This window comes from Sporolactobacillus terrae DSM 11697, assembly GCF_000648615.1.
Lineage (GTDB): Bacteria > Bacillota > Bacilli > Bacillales > Sporolactobacillaceae > Sporolactobacillus > Sporolactobacillus terrae.
On sequence record NZ_JFZC01000038.1, the window covers coordinates 103,622 to 121,771 of the forward strand.

16 protein-coding genes and 1 pseudogene are annotated in these 18,150 nt (G+C 45.5%); 13 read left to right on the top strand and 4 right to left on the bottom strand.

The genetic code is table 11. The features are described 5' to 3' along the window. The first annotated feature begins 12 nt into the window (after positions 1-12). The 7 genes from AA84_RS0107150 (at position 13) to AA84_RS17385 (ending at position 7,215) form a co-directional block, all read left to right on the top strand. Positions 13-1,251 (top strand): CamS family sex pheromone protein, encoded by a 1,239-nt coding sequence (locus AA84_RS0107150; protein WP_010025120.1) that lies wholly within the window; start codon positions 13-15, stop codon positions 1,249-1,251. 153 nt (positions 1,252-1,404) lie between these two features. Then, complete coding sequence (locus AA84_RS0107155; RefSeq protein WP_010023852.1) at positions 1,405-1,866, top strand: Lrp/AsnC family transcriptional regulator; 462 nt, start codon at positions 1,405-1,407, stop codon at positions 1,864-1,866. 9 nt (positions 1,867-1,875) lie between these two features. Further along, entirely contained in the window at positions 1,876-2,499 is a 624-nt protein-coding gene (locus tag AA84_RS0107160) for a LysE family translocator (RefSeq protein WP_010023853.1), read from the top strand. A gap of 135 nt (positions 2,500-2,634) precedes the next feature. Beyond that, positions 2,635-2,931, top strand: coding sequence for an Asp-tRNA(Asn)/Glu-tRNA(Gln) amidotransferase subunit GatC (gene gatC, locus AA84_RS0107165; RefSeq protein WP_010023855.1), 297 nt, complete (start codon positions 2,635-2,637; stop codon positions 2,929-2,931). 24 nt (positions 2,932-2,955) lie between these two features. Next, entirely contained in the window at positions 2,956-4,413 is a 1,458-nt protein-coding gene (gene gatA, locus AA84_RS0107170) for an Asp-tRNA(Asn)/Glu-tRNA(Gln) amidotransferase subunit GatA (RefSeq protein WP_010023856.1), read from the top strand. After that, positions 4,410-5,846 (top strand): Asp-tRNA(Asn)/Glu-tRNA(Gln) amidotransferase subunit GatB, encoded by a 1,437-nt coding sequence (gene gatB, locus AA84_RS0107175; RefSeq protein WP_010023858.1) that lies wholly within the window; start codon positions 4,410-4,412, stop codon positions 5,844-5,846. Before gatA ends, gatB begins: the two co-directional genes overlap by 4 nt. A gap of 430 nt (positions 5,847-6,276) precedes the next feature. Next, complete coding sequence (locus tag AA84_RS17385; RefSeq protein WP_010023859.1) at positions 6,277-7,215, top strand: diacylglycerol kinase; 939 nt, start codon at positions 6,277-6,279, stop codon at positions 7,213-7,215. Positions 7,216-7,283: 68 nt separating this feature from the next. Here AA84_RS17385 and AA84_RS0107185 read toward each other — a convergent pair whose 3' ends face one another. Beyond that, on the bottom strand, positions 7,284-8,492 hold the full coding sequence (locus AA84_RS0107185; protein ID WP_028976628.1) for an MFS transporter: 1,209 nt from the start codon (positions 8,490-8,492) through the stop codon (positions 7,284-7,286). A 510-nt stretch (positions 8,493-9,002) separates the two neighbouring features. Here AA84_RS0107185 and rlmD (AA84_RS0107195) point away from each other — a divergent pair. The 4 genes and pseudogenes from rlmD (AA84_RS0107195) to rlmD (AA84_RS0107210) all read left to right on the top strand — a co-directional run. Beyond that, positions 9,003-10,376 (top strand): 23S rRNA (uracil(1939)-C(5))-methyltransferase RlmD, encoded by a 1,374-nt coding sequence (gene rlmD, locus AA84_RS0107195; RefSeq protein WP_028976630.1) that lies wholly within the window; start codon positions 9,003-9,005, stop codon positions 10,374-10,376. A gap of 218 nt (positions 10,377-10,594) precedes the next feature. Next, positions 10,595-10,840: a hypothetical protein gene (locus tag AA84_RS0107200; RefSeq protein ID WP_010023864.1), complete on the top strand. Its 246-nt coding sequence runs from the start codon at positions 10,595-10,597 to the stop codon at positions 10,838-10,840. Further along, positions 10,840-11,217 carry a retropepsin-like aspartic protease gene (locus AA84_RS0107205; RefSeq protein WP_010023866.1) on the top strand — a complete coding sequence of 126 codons (378 nt, stop codon included), beginning with the start codon at positions 10,840-10,842 and terminating at the stop codon, positions 11,215-11,217. Before AA84_RS0107200 ends, AA84_RS0107205 begins: the two co-directional genes overlap by 1 nt. Positions 11,218-11,387: 170 nt before the next feature. Beyond that, positions 11,388-11,804: pseudogene (rlmD, locus tag AA84_RS0107210) on the top strand (23S rRNA (uracil(1939)-C(5))-methyltransferase RlmD); the annotation flags it as partial. A gap of 267 nt (positions 11,805-12,071) precedes the next feature. Here rlmD (AA84_RS0107210) and AA84_RS0107220 read toward each other — a convergent pair. From AA84_RS0107220 to AA84_RS0107235, 3 genes are all read right to left on the bottom strand, one after another. Further along, complete coding sequence (locus tag AA84_RS0107220; protein WP_028976631.1) at positions 12,072-13,607, bottom strand: multicopper oxidase family protein; 1,536 nt, start codon at positions 13,605-13,607, stop codon at positions 12,072-12,074. A gap of 562 nt (positions 13,608-14,169) precedes the next feature. Beyond that, on the bottom strand, positions 14,170-15,114 hold the full coding sequence (locus tag AA84_RS0107225) for an SDR family oxidoreductase (RefSeq protein ID WP_028976632.1): 945 nt from the start codon (positions 15,112-15,114) through the stop codon (positions 14,170-14,172). Between the two features lie 909 nt (positions 15,115-16,023). Further along, positions 16,024-16,923: an SDR family oxidoreductase gene (locus AA84_RS0107235; protein WP_037563185.1), complete on the bottom strand. Its 900-nt coding sequence runs from the start codon at positions 16,921-16,923 to the stop codon at positions 16,024-16,026. Between the two features lie 179 nt (positions 16,924-17,102). Here AA84_RS0107235 and AA84_RS0107240 point away from each other — a divergent pair, with 179 nt between their 5' ends. Beyond that, positions 17,103-17,741, top strand: a complete 639-nt coding sequence (locus AA84_RS0107240) for a TetR/AcrR family transcriptional regulator (RefSeq protein ID WP_028976634.1) — start codon at positions 17,103-17,105, stop codon at positions 17,739-17,741. A 137-nt stretch (positions 17,742-17,878) separates the two neighbouring features. Beyond that, positions 17,879-18,037: a hypothetical protein gene (locus tag AA84_RS18980; RefSeq protein WP_160168708.1), complete on the top strand. Its 159-nt coding sequence runs from the start codon at positions 17,879-17,881 to the stop codon at positions 18,035-18,037. The last annotated feature ends 113 nt before the right edge of the window (positions 18,038-18,150 follow it).

Sequence of the window (18,150 nt, forward strand, 5' to 3'; positions counted from 1 at the left end):
GATGCACATACAATGAAATGGAAAAAAACAGCAGCAGCAATTTCGATCCTGCTCGCCTTGCAGCTGATCCTCTCAGGGTGCTGGTTCAATGCCAGCAAAGACAGCAAGGTAAAAAACAGCGAGGGAAAAACAGAAAATGCGAGCTTGATCCCAAGTACCAATGATTCGGGCTATCAGATGCTGCGACCAAAATCGGGCAATACGACACGTGGCTACATTCAGTACGGCCCGGACAATCGTGTCGATATGGATCAGCTTGAGTCGGGGTTGATGGATCTTTCCAAGAATGTGTTCGGTCCCAGCGACTATGTTTTTCAGAGCGGACAGTACCTCACCGATAAAGACATCAATGGCATGTTGTATCGCTATATGAATGAACCGCAGCGCCTCGCCAATAAGAAAATCAACGATCCGAGTAAACGGCAGCCGGTGGTTGACGGTTTAAATCCGAAGCTTGGTAAGGGAAAGAATATCGTCGAGCAGTCAAAAAACAGTCCGAAGTATCTGAATTACGTACTTGAACAGGACTATATGAAGAAAAACAGCAGCGGTGCCTACAAGATTGCCGGTATGTCGATCGCTTTGTCGCTCAATTCCGTGTATGCAGACAGCATCAACTACAAGGATAAACTCTACCCAATCTCTGAAAAGCTAAATCAGGCAAAGGTTAAAGAATGGGGCAAATCGCAGGCAGCGAAAGTTGTTCAGCGCATCCGCAGCCTTAAAGATTCAGAGAACCAGCCGATTCAGGAACTGCAAAACATACCGATTTACGTTACTTTATACATGACCTCAGCGCCTGATTCGCTCGTACCCGGCAATTTCTTCGCGTCAACGGAAGTTGCCTCAGGCTCACGTTCCATTAATAAATGGTCCACGATAAAGCAGCAGCATGTATTGTTCCCGTCGGATCCGGCCACAAAAGATTATAAAAGCGATCTCCAGAAATTTGATCAATTCAAGACGGATATACAAAAGTACTATCCAAATTATCTTGGTGTCGTTGGTAAAGGGTTCTACCAAAATGATGAACTGTCCGATATTACTTTAGAGATCAATTTTAATAAGTTTGTCGATAAGACGGAACTGATCGGGTTTACGAATTACGTTGCCTCTGTTGTGAAAAATCGATTGGCCTTTCCACAGCATGTTCCGGTTCACATCTATATCTCAAGCGGTTCAAATTCCGAGGCGCTGGTCGAACGGACGAAGGACATGGATGAACCCTATGTGCATATTTACCAACAATAATGTTTCTCTGAAAAGCAAAATTGCGTTGGCGAGCAGTTTTGCTTTTTTATTATTTTTTGAAATAACAATTAACATTGTTATGAGAGTGATGTAAAATGGATAATATATTAAGGAATATAGGATGTTTATATAGAAAAACAAGGAGGTGTTTGGTTGGATAAGCTTGATATGAGACTGTTGCAAAGCCTGATGAAGAATGGACGGGCCACATGGTCCGATCTGGCCGCTGAAATTGAGATGTCTTCGCCGGCTGTTGCGGAACGCGTGCGCCGCCTGGAAGACAAAGGCGTGATCCGTACCTATGAAGCGGTCCTGGATCCTGAACTGGTGGGGAATACATGTACCGCTTTTGTTGCCGTGACTCTAGAGCAAATGGACCAGCGTGCCGCTTTCCTTGCGCTGATCGATACATTGCTAGAAGTTCAGGAATGCCATCATATTGCCGGCGATTACGACTACTTAGTTAAAATTCGTGCAAGGAACACGAAGGACTTGGATCGCTTGATTAGCTCTGAATTGAAGCGGCTGCCCGGATTGCGCACGCGTACGACCATTGTGATGAATTCGTTGAAGGAAACCACCCAGCTTCCGATTCATTCCGAACGGTTTTCGTGAGGTGTGCCGATGGATGCCTCTTTTTATTTCAAAGGTTTCCTTTTAGGCTTGGCGATCGCCGCACCGGTTGGTCCAATCGGCGTGCTGTGCATTCGCCGAACCATAGCCTCTGGCCGGCTTGTCGGTCTACTGTCCGGAATAGGTGCTGCAACAGCCGATGCCTGTTTCGGCTCAATCGCAGCCTTTGGTTTGACGGTAATCGCGCATTTTCTTCTGGACCAACGCATTTGGCTGCAAACATTTGGCGGACTTTTTCTTGTTTTTCTTGCGGCCCGGACATGGCGATCTGCCGGTGCGGCGGATGCCGCAAAACTAGGGAAGTCGAATCGCTTGTTCGGTGCATACGGGTCGACGTTTGTTTTGACACTGACCAATCCGATGACCATTTTGTCGTTTATTAGCATGTTTGCCGGTATTGGGCTGACCTCAGGTGATCCATGGCAAGCCTTTTCCATTGTCCTTGGCGTCTTTTCCGGATCGGCGTTTTGGTGGCTGCTGCTCAGCGTATGTATCGGTTCTTTTCAGGAAAAGATGGACAGAAAAGCATTCATTTGGGTGGATCACTTGTCGGCCGTGGTCATTTTTGGATTTGCGATTGTTTCGCTTTACCACGTATTTAACAAATTGCTTTAAGGCATCTTTTTGCTGAAAAGCGTGACCTTGGCGCTTGCGGTTATTGCATCTTGTCAATAGTATTTGATATGATAAATTTATTGTGGACATTTGCCGGAAGGCGGCAGATGAAGCCGATTGGCGGAGGTGAAAAAGATGAGCAGAATTGATAAAGATCAAGTGAAATACGTCGCAAATTTAGCACGTCTTTCTTTTACAGATGAAGAGATTGAAACCTTCACCACACAGCTGGACGACATCATTGGCTTCGCAGAACAGCTGAACGAGCTGAATACGGACGGCATCGAGCCGACGACACATGTACGCGACATGTATAATGTGATGCGCGAGGATGTTGTCGAACCGTCGCTGCCACGTGAAGAGGCGCTGAAGAATGCGCCGGAACAAGAAGACGGACAAATCAAAGTGCCGCAGATTATGAGTGCAGATTGATTGAAGAGAAGGAGGAAAACCGAGATGCCACTTTTTGAAGAAGGCCTTGTGTCTTTGTCTCAAAAGTTACATAACAAGGAAATTAAGGCATCCGATCTTGTCGACGAAGCGTTCGCGCGCATTGGTGAAGTCGATGGTGACGTGCAAGCATTTCTGACATTAAATGAAGAGGCAGCCCGCGAACAAGCCAAGGCGCTGGATGAAACCGGGGCAGGCGATGCGATTCTTGCCGGTATGCCGATTGGAATTAAAGATAACATGGTTACAAAGGGGCTGAGAACCACTTGTGCCAGCCATATTCTTGAAAACTATGATCCCCTCTATGACGCGACGGTCGTTGAGAAGGTCAATGCACAAAAAGCGATCACGATCGGGAAGCTGAACATGGATGAATTCGCGATGGGCTCCTCAACCGAAACCTCATTCTTCAAGAAAGCGAAAAATCCTTGGGACTTGGACCGCGTTCCAGGGGGCTCCAGCGGCGGTTCTGCTGCAGCGGTTGCTGCCGGAGAAGTCTTGTTCGCACTTGGTACCGATACCGGTGGTTCCATTCGTCAACCGTCAGCATTCTGCGGCGTTGTCGGCATGAAACCAACCTATGGACGTGTGTCGCGTTACGGACTCGTTGCGTTCGCATCATCACTGGATCAGGCAGGCCCGATTACCCGTACGGTAGAAGACAATGCCTATCTGCTTCAAGCGATCGCCGGTCTTGACCGACACGACTCCACAAGCGCCGATGTCGCGGTACCGAACTATGCGGCTGCACTCACCGGCGATATCAAAGGACTGCGTGTCGCCGTTCCAAAAGAATACCTTGGCGAAGGGATCGACGAATCGGTAAAAGGAACTATTCGTGCTGCAATCAAGCAGCTTGAATCCTTGGGCGCTGTCATTGATGAAGTCTCACTTCCTCATTCGAAGTACGCCGTGCCTGCGTATTATATCATTGCTTCCTCGGAAGCATCGGCAAACTTGGCACGCTTCGACGGCGTCCGTTATGGCGTTCGCGCGGAAACGGATGACTTGATTGAAATGTATAAGAAATCCAGAAGCGAAGGCTTCGGTGACGAAGTGAAACGCCGCATCATGCTGGGAACCTTTGCACTAAGCTCCGGCTATTATGATGCCTACTATAAAAAAGCGCAGCAAGTCCGCACGCTGATCAAACAAGACTTTGAAAAAGTGTTTGCGGATCACGACCTCATTGTTGGACCAACGACACCGACCACTGCTTTTAAAATCGGCGAAAACATCGATGATCCGTTAACGATGTATGCAAACGACCTGCTGACGATTCCGGTGAACCTCGCCGGCGTGCCGGCAATCAGTCTGCCGTGCGGTCTTGCGGACGGACTTCCGGTCGGTTTACAGATGATCGGCCGTCCATTCGGCGAAGAGACCTTGTACCGCGCCGCACACGCGTATGAGCAATCCACCGGCTTTACACTAACGCCTGCCAAAGGGGCGATGAACAAATGAGCAATTTTGAAACGGTTATCGGACTCGAAGTCCATGTTGAATTGAAAACGAAAACGAAAGCTTTCTGCGGTTGCGCCAACCAATTTGGTGCAGAACCGAATACGAATACCTGCCCGATCTGTCTCGGGCATCCGGGCGTGCTGCCGATTCTGAACCATGAGGCAGTCGACTATGCGATCAAAGCAGCGCTTGCACTCAACTGCGACGTTTCACGCGAGACGAAGTTCGACCGCAAGAACTACTTCTACCCGGATAACCCGAAAGCCTATCAGATTTCACAGTTTGATCAGCCGATCGGCCGCAACGGTTTTATTGAAATTGAAGTTGACGGCAAGAAGAAGAAGATCGGCGTGCATCGGCTGCATCTTGAAGAAGACGCCGGCAAGCTGAGTCACTTGGAAGACGGTTCCGGTTCCCTCGTCGACTTCAACCGTGTCGGCACGCCGCTGATCGAAATCGTTTCTGAAGCCGATATGCGCAATCCGCAGGAAGCTTATGCATACCTTGAAAAACTGAAAGCGATCATGCAGTACATTGACGTATCCGACGTGAAGATGGAAGAGGGCTCGCTTCGTTGCGACGCCAACATCTCGATCCGTCCGTTCGGTCAAACGAGCTTCGGAACAAAGACCGAGCTGAAGAACCTCAACTCATTTGCCTTTGTTGAAAAAGGGTTGGCTTACGAAGAAAGACGCCAAGAACGCGTCCTGCTCTCCGGCAGCGAAGTGGTTCAGGAAACGCGCCGTTACAATGACGCAACCAAGACGACAACCGTCATGCGCGGCAAGGAAGGCTCCAATGACTATCGCTACTTCCCGGAACCGGACATTATCAAGCTGAAGATCGATCAGGAATGGATCGACCGCATTAAAGCTGAAATTCCGGAACTGCCGGACTCGCGCCAAAAGCGCTATGTGGACGAACTCGGTCTGCCGGAATACGATGCAATGGTTCTGACACAAACCAAGACCATGTCCGATTTCTTCCAAGAGGCAGTTGCCCAAGGAGCCGACGCAAAGCTCGTATCCAACTGGCTGATGGGCGAAGTGTCTGCCTACCTGAACAGCAACTACAAGACAATCGATCAGGTGCCGATGACCGCCGAAGGATTGGCAAAGCTGGTTAAGCTGATCGAAAAAGGCACAATTTCCAGCAAGATCGCTAAGAAAGTCTTCAAAGATCTAATCGAAAAAGGCGGCGATCCGGAAGAAATCGTTAAAGCCAAGGGCTTGATTCAGATTTCCGACGCAGGCGCACTGAACGAATTGATCTTGCCGATTCTCGAAGCCAATAAACAGTCCATGATTGACTACAAGAACGGCAAAGACCGCGCACTCGGCTTCCTTGTCGGCCAAGTCATGAAGCAGTCACGCGGGAAGGCCAACCCGAAAATGGTCAACAAGATCATTCTCGACGAAATTAACAAACTATAAGTTCTAAGGATTAAAAACGGGACCCCTTAAACAAGGGGTCTTTTTTTGCTTCCTACAGTACAGCTGTTTCGTGCCGCTGATCGGACGATGCGCGTAAAGACCGGATGTACTGAGCGGCCATCGACTTACGGATCCCACGCTACGCTCGAAAACCTTGCAACAAAATCCAACTGTTTCAATTCAAATGTTTTACATTGTTGAAATTTTGATTTTAAGAAACGTTTACAATATAATTAGTTGAGAAAGGATGGGCGATGGGAACGGACTGGCATCGCCCGTTTTAAACGTCAAAAATTGATGCGCATGGATGAACCCGCCAATGGGGCAGCGATCATTCAAGAAAATGGATCGCCTCAGAGTTACACGGCACAGTAATTTTTTTGAGCTTGAGCGTTGACAAATCTTCACAGAAATTGATTGGGTGATAAACATGAAGAGGGCTAGAATCATTTATAACCCGACGTCAGGCCGGGAACTGGCGAAAAAGAACATTGCCTACATTTTGGATCGGCTGGAAGATGTGGGTTATGAAGCATCCGCTTACGCCACCAAACATGAGGGCGATGCTACGGCCGGCGCACGTAAAGCGGTTGACCGCAAATTTGATCTTGTTGTTGCGGCGGGCGGAGACGGTACAATAAACGAAGTAATTAATGGACTTGCCGAACAGAATTATCGACCGAAACTCGGCATCTTACCTTTGGGCACAACGAATGACTTCGCCCGGGCGATCGGAATTCCTCGAGACATCGTTAAGGCCTGCGATGTACTCTGCGAGGGTCATGAAATGCCGATCGACATCGGCAAAGTCAATGACCGTTATTTTGTCAATATTGCCGGCGGCGGCAAGCTGACCGAGCTGACCTACGACGTTCCGAGCAAACTGAAAACCATGCTCGGGCAAATGGCTTATTTCATCAAGGGGATTGAAATGCTGCCATCGATCCGCCCGATCAAAGTCAGAATCGACTATGACGACCGCAGCTTTGAAGGCGACATTATGTTGTTTCTTGTTTCAAACAGCAACTCGGTCGGCGGATTTGAGAAACTGGCACCGGAAGCGAAAATGAATGACGGTCTGTTTGATTTGATTATACTCAAGGCGTCCAATCTCGCTGAATTCATTCGCCTTGCATCGATGGCAACACGCGGCGAGCACATGAAGGATCCAAAAGTGATCTACGCACAAGCAAGCCGTATTAAAGTTGAATCGGAAGAAAAAATGCAGCTCAATATTGATGGAGAATATGGCGGCGACCTGCCCGGTGAAATTGTCAATCTCTACCACCATCTTCATCTGATCGTTCCCAAAGAGGCCAAAGAAGCCCATGAACTGGACGTGCAGCAAGCCGTTAAGCAACTGCAATGATATAAAAGTGATGAATAAATAAAAAAAGTGCCATGAACTTTGAAAAGGTTCATGGCACTTTCTAGCAATTAATTTAATTTATGAATAGACGCCAGACGGAAGGCCATTACGGCAATGCCAATGACGGCCAGGCCAGAAATGAAAAACCAGCGATGGACGCCGAGCTGTTCCGCAAACAACCCGGAAAAAAGCAAGCCGACCGGCATGGCAAGTGAAGCCAAACTGCCAAATAGCGAAAAGACACGGCCTAGATATTCCGCTTTAATTTTTTCTTGAAAAAGAGCCGTTTGTACGCCATAAAAGGGAGCGGACAAGCCCATGAATGCGCAGCAAACGAGAAAAATCGGAAAAGTGCTGCTCGGGAGCAAGCCGGATGCAGCAATACTGATCCCCATGAGCAGGATCGATGCGCACAGCGTTACGGTACGCTTTTTAAAACCGCCCCAAGCACTTAGCAGGATGCCTCCGCCAAGCATGCCGACAGCGAAAGCCACTTCAGCCGCCGACGCATGGGCCGCTGTACCGCCGAAATACTGCATGCTCATTAAAGGATAGAGCGCGCTGATTGGCGAATAAACGAACATGTACAAGGTGCCGATCCAAAGCAGCGCAAACAAGCCCTTGTTTTCACGGATGGCATCATAGCCTTCCCTCATCTCCTGCATAAAATGTTGGCACCCGGCTTTGCTGTACGGCTCAGGACTTGGAATCGCTAGCGCGGCAACCGTTGCGCAGGCAACGAGTGCGCCGCCGATATCAAGCAAAATGATCTCCTTCAGATCCCATATCGCGTAAAAGAACGCTGCAGCAGCAGGACTGATGATAAAACCAATCGACTGGATCATCTGACTGTATCCAGAACACTTGGTCAGCCGGTCTTCCGGCACGATGAGCGGTGTCGTTGCATTGAATGCCGGTCCGTGAAAGGCAGTACCAATGCTGCGGATAAAGAGGATCACCATAATGATCCAGATCGGAAGTTCGATAAAAAGCGCAACGAAAGCAAGCACGCCGCCTGCCAATGCAACCATTAAATCAGCGCCGATCATCACTGCTTTTCGGCTCATCCGATCAACCAGTACACCAATCATCGGACCGAATAATGCCTGAGGCAAAAAGCCAACGAGCGCTGCCAGCGATAAAACCATTGCTGATCCGGTTCGTTCCGTAAGATAAAAGATGATCGCCATCTGTAAAATACTGCTGGTAATCAATGAAACCGCCTGACCGCCAAGCAATGTAAAAAATTTGCGTCTCCAAAGAAGTTTCTGTGCCATTCTTAAATCCCCCATGCATTTTTTTATTGTCGTTTGGTCGAAAGGGCAATAAAAAATGCAGAGCTTACGTCCACAACGCGGGCAAAAGCTTTGCATGGAGATACAAACGGAAGCACAGCAAAGAAGGCACAGGATGTGCGTCGATATTCGATGTGCTCAGGTTGATCATCCATAAGGCAAGCAGCATAAAAAAGCCCACTATTGTGGAAAAAGCGCTTCTTTTTTGTTGCCGATCTTACCAAATACGGATGAAAAATCCCATGAGCAGCAAGCCTCCTTTGATAAATATAATAAAAGGGTAACATCACGGGCGGAATGCTGTCAATTGGAGACGAAGGTAAGTGACGAGAAAAGGGAGGATCCGCTTGTTTTCTCGCCTTTTTCCCGCTATCTTAGAATAAGGGGAAAGGGCACTAAGTAAACGTATGCAGCAAAGCAGCCCAATTCAAACTTCAACATCTGAAACAACAAACGTGTAAAATAGATTGAAACAATTAGGAGCTCGAAGCAATGGCAGCATTCAATATACCTGTGCAAAAAAATCAACAGCTTGAAGTCACCTTCAACGACCTGACTCAAGACGGTTCCGCCGTGGCCAAGGTCGACGGTTATACACTATTTATTCCCGGTGGACTGCCTGGCGAAAAAGCAAAAATTCAAGTCATCAAAACGAAAAAAGGTTACGGTTACGGCCGCTTGATTGAACGGACTGAGACAAGTGACCGCCGCACAGAAGCACCATGCCCATACTATCCGCAATGCGGCGGCTGCTCCATTCAACATATCAGCGCCGCGGGTCAGCTTGCCTACAAACGGGAAATCGTTCAGAGCGCTTTAGAACGGATTGGCGGACTATCCGCTATCCCAGTTGAACCAACGCTTGGCATGGACGAACCGTGGCGTTACCGCAACAAAATTCAAGTACCGGTCGCCATACAAAACGGCAAATTCGCCTTCGGTTTTTACAAAACGCGCAGCCACGAGATCGTCACCATGGATCACTGCATGATCACCGATTCACCGATCGATGAAATCGTACAATCTGCACGCAAGATCGCTGAAGAACATCACATCATGCCCTATGACGAAACGAAGCATCGCGGCGTGCTGCGCCATGTCATGGCACGCGTTGGCAAGAAAACCGGCGAAGTGATGGTCGTCTTTGTCACGCGCGGCGAAGAACTCCCGCACCGCAAAACGCTGATTAAGGTACTCACTGAGCGCTATCCGCAGATCAAGTCGATTGCCCAAAATATCAATACAAAGCGCACCAACGCGATTTTCGGCAACGAAACGAAAACACTCTGGGGCCGTGACACGATCTACGACCAAATTGGCGACGTCACTTTTGCCATTTCGGCGCGATCATTTTTCCAGGTTAACCCTACTCAGACCGACGTCCTTTACGGGAAAGCCTTGGAATATGCCGGACTGACCGGAAAAGAAATGGTGATCGATGCCTATTGCGGTATTGGCACGATTTCCCTGTTTCTTGCAAAACAAGCCAAACACGTCTACGGCGTCGAAATTGTTCCCGAAGCGATCGAGGACGCGCGGAAAAACGCTGAAATCAACAAGATAACTAACGCCACCTTTGAGGCGGGTAAATCAGAAGACGTCATCCCCAAATGGCGCGACCAAGGCATTGAACCGGATGTCATTGTCGTTGATCCGCCACGCAAAGGCTGTGACGCCTCACTGATCGACACAATGATCGCCATGCAGCCGCAGCGGATCGTCTATGTCTCCTGCAACCCGGCAACGCTCGCACGCGATCTGAAACTGCTGACAGCAGGTGGATTCGAGATCAAAAAAGTGCAGCCTGTGGATATGTTTCCGCAGACGATGCATGTGGAGTTGGTGGTGCAACTCATTTTAAAATAGTAGAAAACTTGCCCAGTCTTAAGACTGGGCTAAAGTCTTTAAGTGGCACTTAATTTAATAGGGGTTGGAAATTTGTGATTGTAACGGCACAATTATTTCGGAGCCTGTTTTCTTCTTAAGTGTTATAAGCACCTGAACATCTACTCTATTGTATGATAATTCTTTTTGAATGAATTATAATAAAAGTAAAGGTATTGGTAGGAGGAGGGCTGGATAAAATGAAATGGCAAGAAGCGAGGGAGCTATTTCCAAATCAGTTTCTTTTGGTTTCAATTCTTGATTATCATGAAGAAGGTGACAAGAAAATTGTTGATGAAGTAGCCCCAATAAGAACCATTTCCGAAAAGGATGCAAACAAAGAATTCTTCCGTGCTAAAGAAGGAACTATTGTTTATCACACATCTAATGAAGAATTTGTAATTTACATTCGCAGAGATCCTTTAATGAAAGTGAGAAGAATCTAATGAAGCTTTCATATGATGGGCAACTTATTACAACAACTCTTTATGTGGAATTTCGTGGAATGGCAGTAGAAATTAATGATGTAATTGTCGATACAGGATCTTCTCATACAGTAATTAACCCGGATATTTTGGAGAAAATTGGGGTTAGATATGAAAATGGGGACGTGATTTATGAAGCTTATGGGATAGGTGGAACTGTTCCGTTTTATACAAAAGTTATGGACAATATTAAAATTGATACATTTTCTATTAAGAATTTTGAAATAGATATAGGAATGTTGCCTAATAATCACAATGGATTACTAGGGTTAGATATTTTAAAATCATATAACTTTACAATTGACCTAGAAAACTTGGAGTTAAATCCTTCGAATTAAAGTTTGGTGCCTGTCAGAGCGACCGAGCTTAGGTCGTAACATTTAGCGGGTGGGATTCCCGTCGAGTAAGGTTAGCCACCCACTCGTAGCGAGTTTTGGAGGATAGGAGGTAACTCCTATCTTTAAGCGTAAACAGTTAGATGATTCGATAAGTGACAGGCACCGAAATGACTATTTCATTATGCCTCGCTCAAAAAGCAGGACATGTTTATGGGGTTGAAATTGTTCCTGAAGCGATAGAAGATGCAAAGAAGAATGCCGAATTAAATCAAATAACAAATGCCACTTTTAAAGCAGGACAAGCAGAAAAAGTCATCCCAGAATGGTATGATCAAGGGATAAAAGCTGATGTCATTGTCGTAGATCCTCCGCGAAAAGGCTGCGATGAAGCCCTTCTTCAAACCATGATCGACATGAAACCGAAACGAATTGTGTATGTGTCTTGTAATCCAGCGACATTGGCAAGGGATTTAAAAGTGTTAGAAGCAGGTGGATTTAAGACTGTTGAAGTGCAGCCGGTGGACATGTTTCCGCAGAAGATGCATGTGGAGACGGTCGCACTGCTACAAAGGAATTTGTCTAACTAAAAAATAAATCTCTCAGTCAAAATAAACAATTCCGATTCCGCCCCTGATTTCGTGAAAAAAATTTTCCAATTTCGGGGTCCTTTCTCTACTATCACTTGCCCTGCCTTGATTTTGCCTTCAACCAACTTTCTGAAGACTTTTAGCAAAGTTAGGAGCTTGAACCCCAGATCATATTTTTAAAATATTGGTAAGTTAAATTGTGAATAATTAGGATAACATTAAGTACCATCCCGGTGTTTCAAGTTAATTTTGACAGGTCACCGATCATTATCGGATAACAATATATGGTCTCATCATCTCATAATCCTCGTGCTCCAAGATATGGCAGTGCCATATATATAACCCGGTAAATGGTCCGAACTGCATGATTATTCGAGTAACTTGCTTCGGATTAGCTCGAACGGTATCTTTCCATCCTCGTTCTTGTGGTTCTGGTGGCATTGCCGGACCTGTATAGTCGATAACCTTCTCCTTGTTAAACGTATCAACATCGAAATTTCTTCGGTCAAGTATTTGAAAATCAATTAAGTGAAGATGAATTGGGTGTGAATCATCAGTTACGTTGATGAGGTACCATATTTCGGTTGCCCCTAATTTTGGATTTTCTGATATGGGTGCATCCCATGGTTTATGATCCAATAGCATCCATTCACGACCGTACTGATCCATAGTATCATTTAAAGTTAGGTATCTTATCCTCGAAACTGACTGTTCTTTTGTTTTTGGAACAGGTATCATATGAGCCGGAATTGTACTCGTGTCAACACTTGATAAAGGAAGAGTTACTCTAAATTGCATCACTTGACCAACCGTATTTGGATCCGGTTTGTCACCCCCTGGAAAGGGAGCGGGGGCATCATTTGTCATGATAATATTCTTCCCTTCTAAATTGGTAAAATCAATGATCACATCTGCCCTTTCTGCAGGGGCTAACATGATTTCCTTGATACCAATTGGATAGTCCAACAACCCTCCATCAGTCGCAATTTGATACATAAGTTGTCCAGAATCAAGCTTAATCCTATAGAAACGCGTGTTGGATGCGTTTAAAAGCCTAAAGCGGTATTTACGTGGTTCCACTTTTAAATAAGGCCATACTTTACCATTTACGAGAATCGTATCCCCAATAAATTCAGGAGTAATCGACGTTTCTAATTCAGGAATCGGTTTCTCTGGTTGCTTCGGGTAGTAAAGCGAACCATCCTTATTAAATGTTCGGTCTTGAATCATAAGAGGAATCTCATAGTTCCCACTCGGTAAATTCAATGAACGTTCCCGATTTTCTCTGATAAGATAGAATCCTGCTAAACCTGCATAAATATTTAGCCGCGTAATACCAAGCGTATGGTCATGATACCATAACGTGCAGGCATGATTGCAATTATCATATCGATATATTTGCTTTCTAAAATATGGCCCCACGTGTTTGAAGCCCTTTGTAAACCAAGCCTCTGGGTAGCCATCGCTTTCCCATTCAACGCAAGCACCGTGTACGTGCACGACTGTTCTTACATCAGGCACGTCCTGATGGGCACCATGAACCGTATAATCGATTGGAAAAAGATGCTTATCAGGAAGATTGTTCATCCATTTAATCAACACTTTTTCGCCACGTTCGACTTCAATTGTAGGCCCTGGATAGCCATCTTCGTACCCCCAAACAGTTGAGTCATTTAACTGACGATGAAGTGATTGACGGAATTCAGTCATAGTTACTTCGTAATAAGTATAAAACGGATCTTTCCATCGAGGTTTTAAAATAGGTGGGATGGGTAGTTCGTCTACAAATTTAGAGAGAATCATCATTCATCTCCTTAATAACAGACCGTAATGTCAACATGTTTCTATAAATAAATCCTTGATTTAAAAGCAAGTCATGAGTATCAAAGGTTTAATCATCTGAGGGCGACTGAATAAAAGTCGTTTTAAAATCGTTTAAATGGATGACTTTGATCCTTTTGATCCATGGTAACCTCCTATAGAAATAATTTTCTTCTATAGAATGTTTATGTTGTTCACGACAAATATAGTAAAAAAGTGGTAAAAAGTTGTTTGCTTTCAGCACAGGTAAGCGTCAAACCCTGCACACCTTCTGCACAGGCCAGTGCGGTTATCTACAGTGTTGTGGAGACAGCGAAAGAAAACGGATTGAATCCCTTCAAGTATCTGTCTTGCCTTTTTCATCCACGAATCTGATGGAACAACTTCTCGGTCAACAGCCATCCCGGAAGATTGTCGCGTCTCCTCATCTGCTAAATAAATCATATAACGAATCCCCATCTGGTTACAGGTGGGGACTATTGACGCTTACCGTTGTACCCTCAATGATTAACTTATTTAATGGAATTTCTGGTTGAATAGGACCTTATGATGAGGTCACCTCTCCACCATTAACATGAATGGTTTGGCCAGTAACAAATCTGGAATCGTCGGAGGCAAGAAAGACGTACGCTGGCGCAAGCTCAAATGGTTGGGCCATTCTCCGCATCGGATTACTGGCACCCAATATCGCGACCTGATCTGCAGAATACGTTGACGGCTGGAGCGGAGTCCAGGTTGATCCTGGTGCTACAGCATTGACCCGAATTCCCTTACCTATAAGATTATTGGCCAAAGCACGAGTAAAGCCAATATTCGCTGCCTTCGTTGATGTGTAATCAATCAATTGTGCAGGACCTTCAAAAGCCACAACCGAAGATGTATTAATAATTGAGCTACCTGGTTTCAAATGGGGAAGCGCCGCTCGAGTTGTGTAAAAATGAGAATAGATATTCACTTTACAGGTGTCATCGAATTGCTCGTCTGTGATATCGAGTAAACTTGGTTGCTGGAACTGGATACCCACGTGGTTAACAAGAATATCCAGTCGTCCAAATGATTGAATCGTTTGTTCCACGTTGGAGATACATTGAATTTTATCCCGGACATCACCTGGCAATAGAATGCAGCGCTTGCCGAGTTGTTCGATCCGTGCTTTTGTTCGGTTTGCATCCTCATGTTCATCTAAGTATGAAATAGCAACATCTGCGTCTTCTTTAGCAAACGCAATCGCTACAGCTGCTCCGATACCACTGTCCCCACCTGTGATGAGGGCGACTTTTCCTGTTAACTTCCCACTCCCTTTATAGTTCGGATTTTCAATAATGGGTCGGGGGACCATCAGTCCTTCCACGCCCGGTTGTCGAAGTTGACGTTGTTCAGGGACATTAATCGGAATTTCCTCATAGCGAGTTATGACCCCGTAATTTGGATACATTGGATAATTTCCATTGGTGATACTCTTCTGATTTTTTTGCTCATCCTGCTCCATTGGAGACCTCCTTGCCTTAATAGAAAATACCCTTTTACATTATGTTACATGGGCGTACCCAGTGCATGTTTCAATCCACAATTGTTTACAGCTTGATGAAAGAAGTACTTGCTCTTTATGAGAAGTCGCTGAATAAGGTGTATTAAGAAGTTTAAGAGGAGGTTATTCGCTTGTTTCAATATAGTCCTGAAGTCAAATTATTACTCGTGAATTTTTCAGATGAAAAAGTAGAGATGCTCTATAATGACAATCCTTACACGTGGCCAATGCCGTTAATAGGACCAAGACCGCCTTATTATGCTAATCCTCGTTACGTACAAACCTATCCCATCCTCTAAAGGGGATAGTAAAATGTATTTAGTTTTATTCACCTATAATTTATTGTGTAATAACACGGGTCTTGGATGTAGACTATGGACCTGCTCTGGGAATTTATATAATAGGGCTAGGACTTGTCAAAGGATGGCGTACTAAGGAATTAAAAGATGTCTTTAATTTTAGAAAGACTAAATATTTGTATGAAAAATATAGATCTAAAGATTCTTTAATGGAGTATTTGTCTCTATTCCTAGTTATTTTTAAACTCTCTTTTAATCAGTAATACGTCTTACACTGCTTTTGAATATATTTGGCTTTTCTTTCTTGTTGCAGCATTATATCGCTTTATATTTTGGGGTATAACACGAGCAATCAGGACTGGAAACTAACTTAACCGTGTAAAAGCCAATGTTCAATGAGATGACAATATATAAAAATACTATAAATATGATTTATGTACTTAACTACACTACATATAAGACCGTAAATCATATTATTCCATTGAAGGGCCATTTAATAGAATAAGGCGAAAGGAGAATCCTCTCCTGTTAAAGAAACAGAGGGCAGATTTTTTTTCTGCCCTCTGTACCTTTAGTTGCTGAAGTAATGTCCTTTTTCGAGATCTGGAATGAGCTTAGGATGCACTGGCTGCCATCCCAAGCGTTCCTGAGTCAGCGCACTCGACGTTGGGTTGTCAGCCGACACAAAGGCGCCGAGCCATCCGAAGTGGGCGTCCGCCTCCTCGCGGGAAATGCTGACCACCGGCAGGTTCAGGTGACGACCGATGACACCGGCGATGTCACGGAATGGCACTCCCTCATCAGTGACCCCGTGCAGCCGTGAACCCCCTGGGGCGGCTTCCACAGCCAACCGGAACAGACGCGCCGCATCGAGGCGATGAACGGCCGGCCAGCGGTTGTAACCGTCGCCGATGTAGGCCGAGACGCCTTTGTCGCGAGCAATGCCGATCAAGCTCGATACGAAGCCGTGATCGCCAAGGCCATGAACGGAAGGTGCGAGACGGACGAGCGATGACCGTACCCCACGCTCAGCCAGCGCGATAACCACGTTCTCCGCTTCGCCCCTGGGTACTGAGTTGTCGACCACATCCTTTTCCGTCCCGATTTGCCCTGGCGGGAGTACGTATGTGAGCATCAATGTTCCCGAGGTGATCACGAACGGTTTGCCTGTACCCTCAAGCACTTCCCCCATTGCCTTGACGGCGCGTAGGTCGTCTGAGATCGCCTTGCCGTAGTCTGAGAAGTCGTGCTTAAATGCTAGATGAATGACGCCGTCCGCAGCAGAGGCACCGCTGCGAAGGCTGTCAAGATCGTCGAGGGAACCGCGGTGCACCTCGGCCCCTTCAACTTTTAATGTATCGGCAGATTTGTCTGAACGAGCAAGGCCAATGACCTGATGCCCTGCCTCGATGAGTTCACGGACAACTGCAGTTCCGATGAATCCTGTCGCTCCTGTAACAAAAACACGCATGTTCTTACCTCCTTTGGATATTTCTATAAAGATGTTCGGCTACAAAAAGAATTATACAACACAGAATTAACAAAGTAAACTAATTTAATTAAATTGGTTAATTTAATAATCAATGTAAAATACGTTTGTGATAACAAAGCGATGTCGGTATAATATAACTGTCAAAGGAGGTTTCATTCGTGAGAAAACCCGTGAGCGTCGATCAATATATTGAAAAAATAAAACCTGTTATAAGAAGAAACAAATTCAGCCAATTAAAAATAGACGATATCGCAAAATATATGGATATTAGCAAAGTGACACTTTATAAGCATTTTTCATCCAAAGATGAAATCATTCAACGGGTTGTCATGTATTATATTAATTACTTGCAAGGGGCTGATACCTTTGTAAAAGATGATTCCGTCTCTTATGTTGAACGCTTTCAAATGACGTTTTTGCAATCGTTGATATGTGTAGCTTTTATATCTGATTTGTTCTTAAATGATCTCAAAGAATTTTACCCGCACCATTTTGAGGATCTTGCAGCTGCGCAACAAAGTCGAATTAAAAATTTACAAACCTTTTTTGAATCCGGAATGAAGCAGAAGATATTCAACAAATTGAATGCGGTGTTGTTCATGGTTCAAGACGACGCTGTGTTGCGGCGTTTCATGGAACCCTCATTTTCAATTCAGTATGATGTTACCTTGAAACAAGCGATTATGGATTTTTATAAAATGAAAGAATATCAATTGCTTAAGCCTGAACATTTAGATACCGTAGATGATTCCGTTATTGAAAAAGAGGTTTCTAAAGTTTTACAAACCATTTCATAATCCTGTTCGTACCCGTAGTATGTCTTCAGCAATAGGGCGCAATTCTGCAATAAGAATTGCGCTCTTTCTTCATGATTTTTGGGAGATCTGAAGCGGCAATTGCTAAAAAGCTTTCGATTCCATTCGCAGGGTCGCAAATGGCAAAGGACCGAGTCCAACCCCTGCTAAAAACAATGGGCGGACACGGTCTCTTCGCCTGTCGCCCCATCGATCGCCACCAGTGGATGGAAGCCGATGGTGCCGTAACCGATCTCAGAGCAAATTGCAAAAAAAGCTTGGCGGCGGTATCACGGTAAAAAGTAGACCAGGGGAAGGCAGCACGTTCACGCTCCGCCTGCCTGTTCAATTTATTGCTGATCAGATGAGCAAGCAATAAATGAATGTGTGGAAACACTGAGTAACGAACACG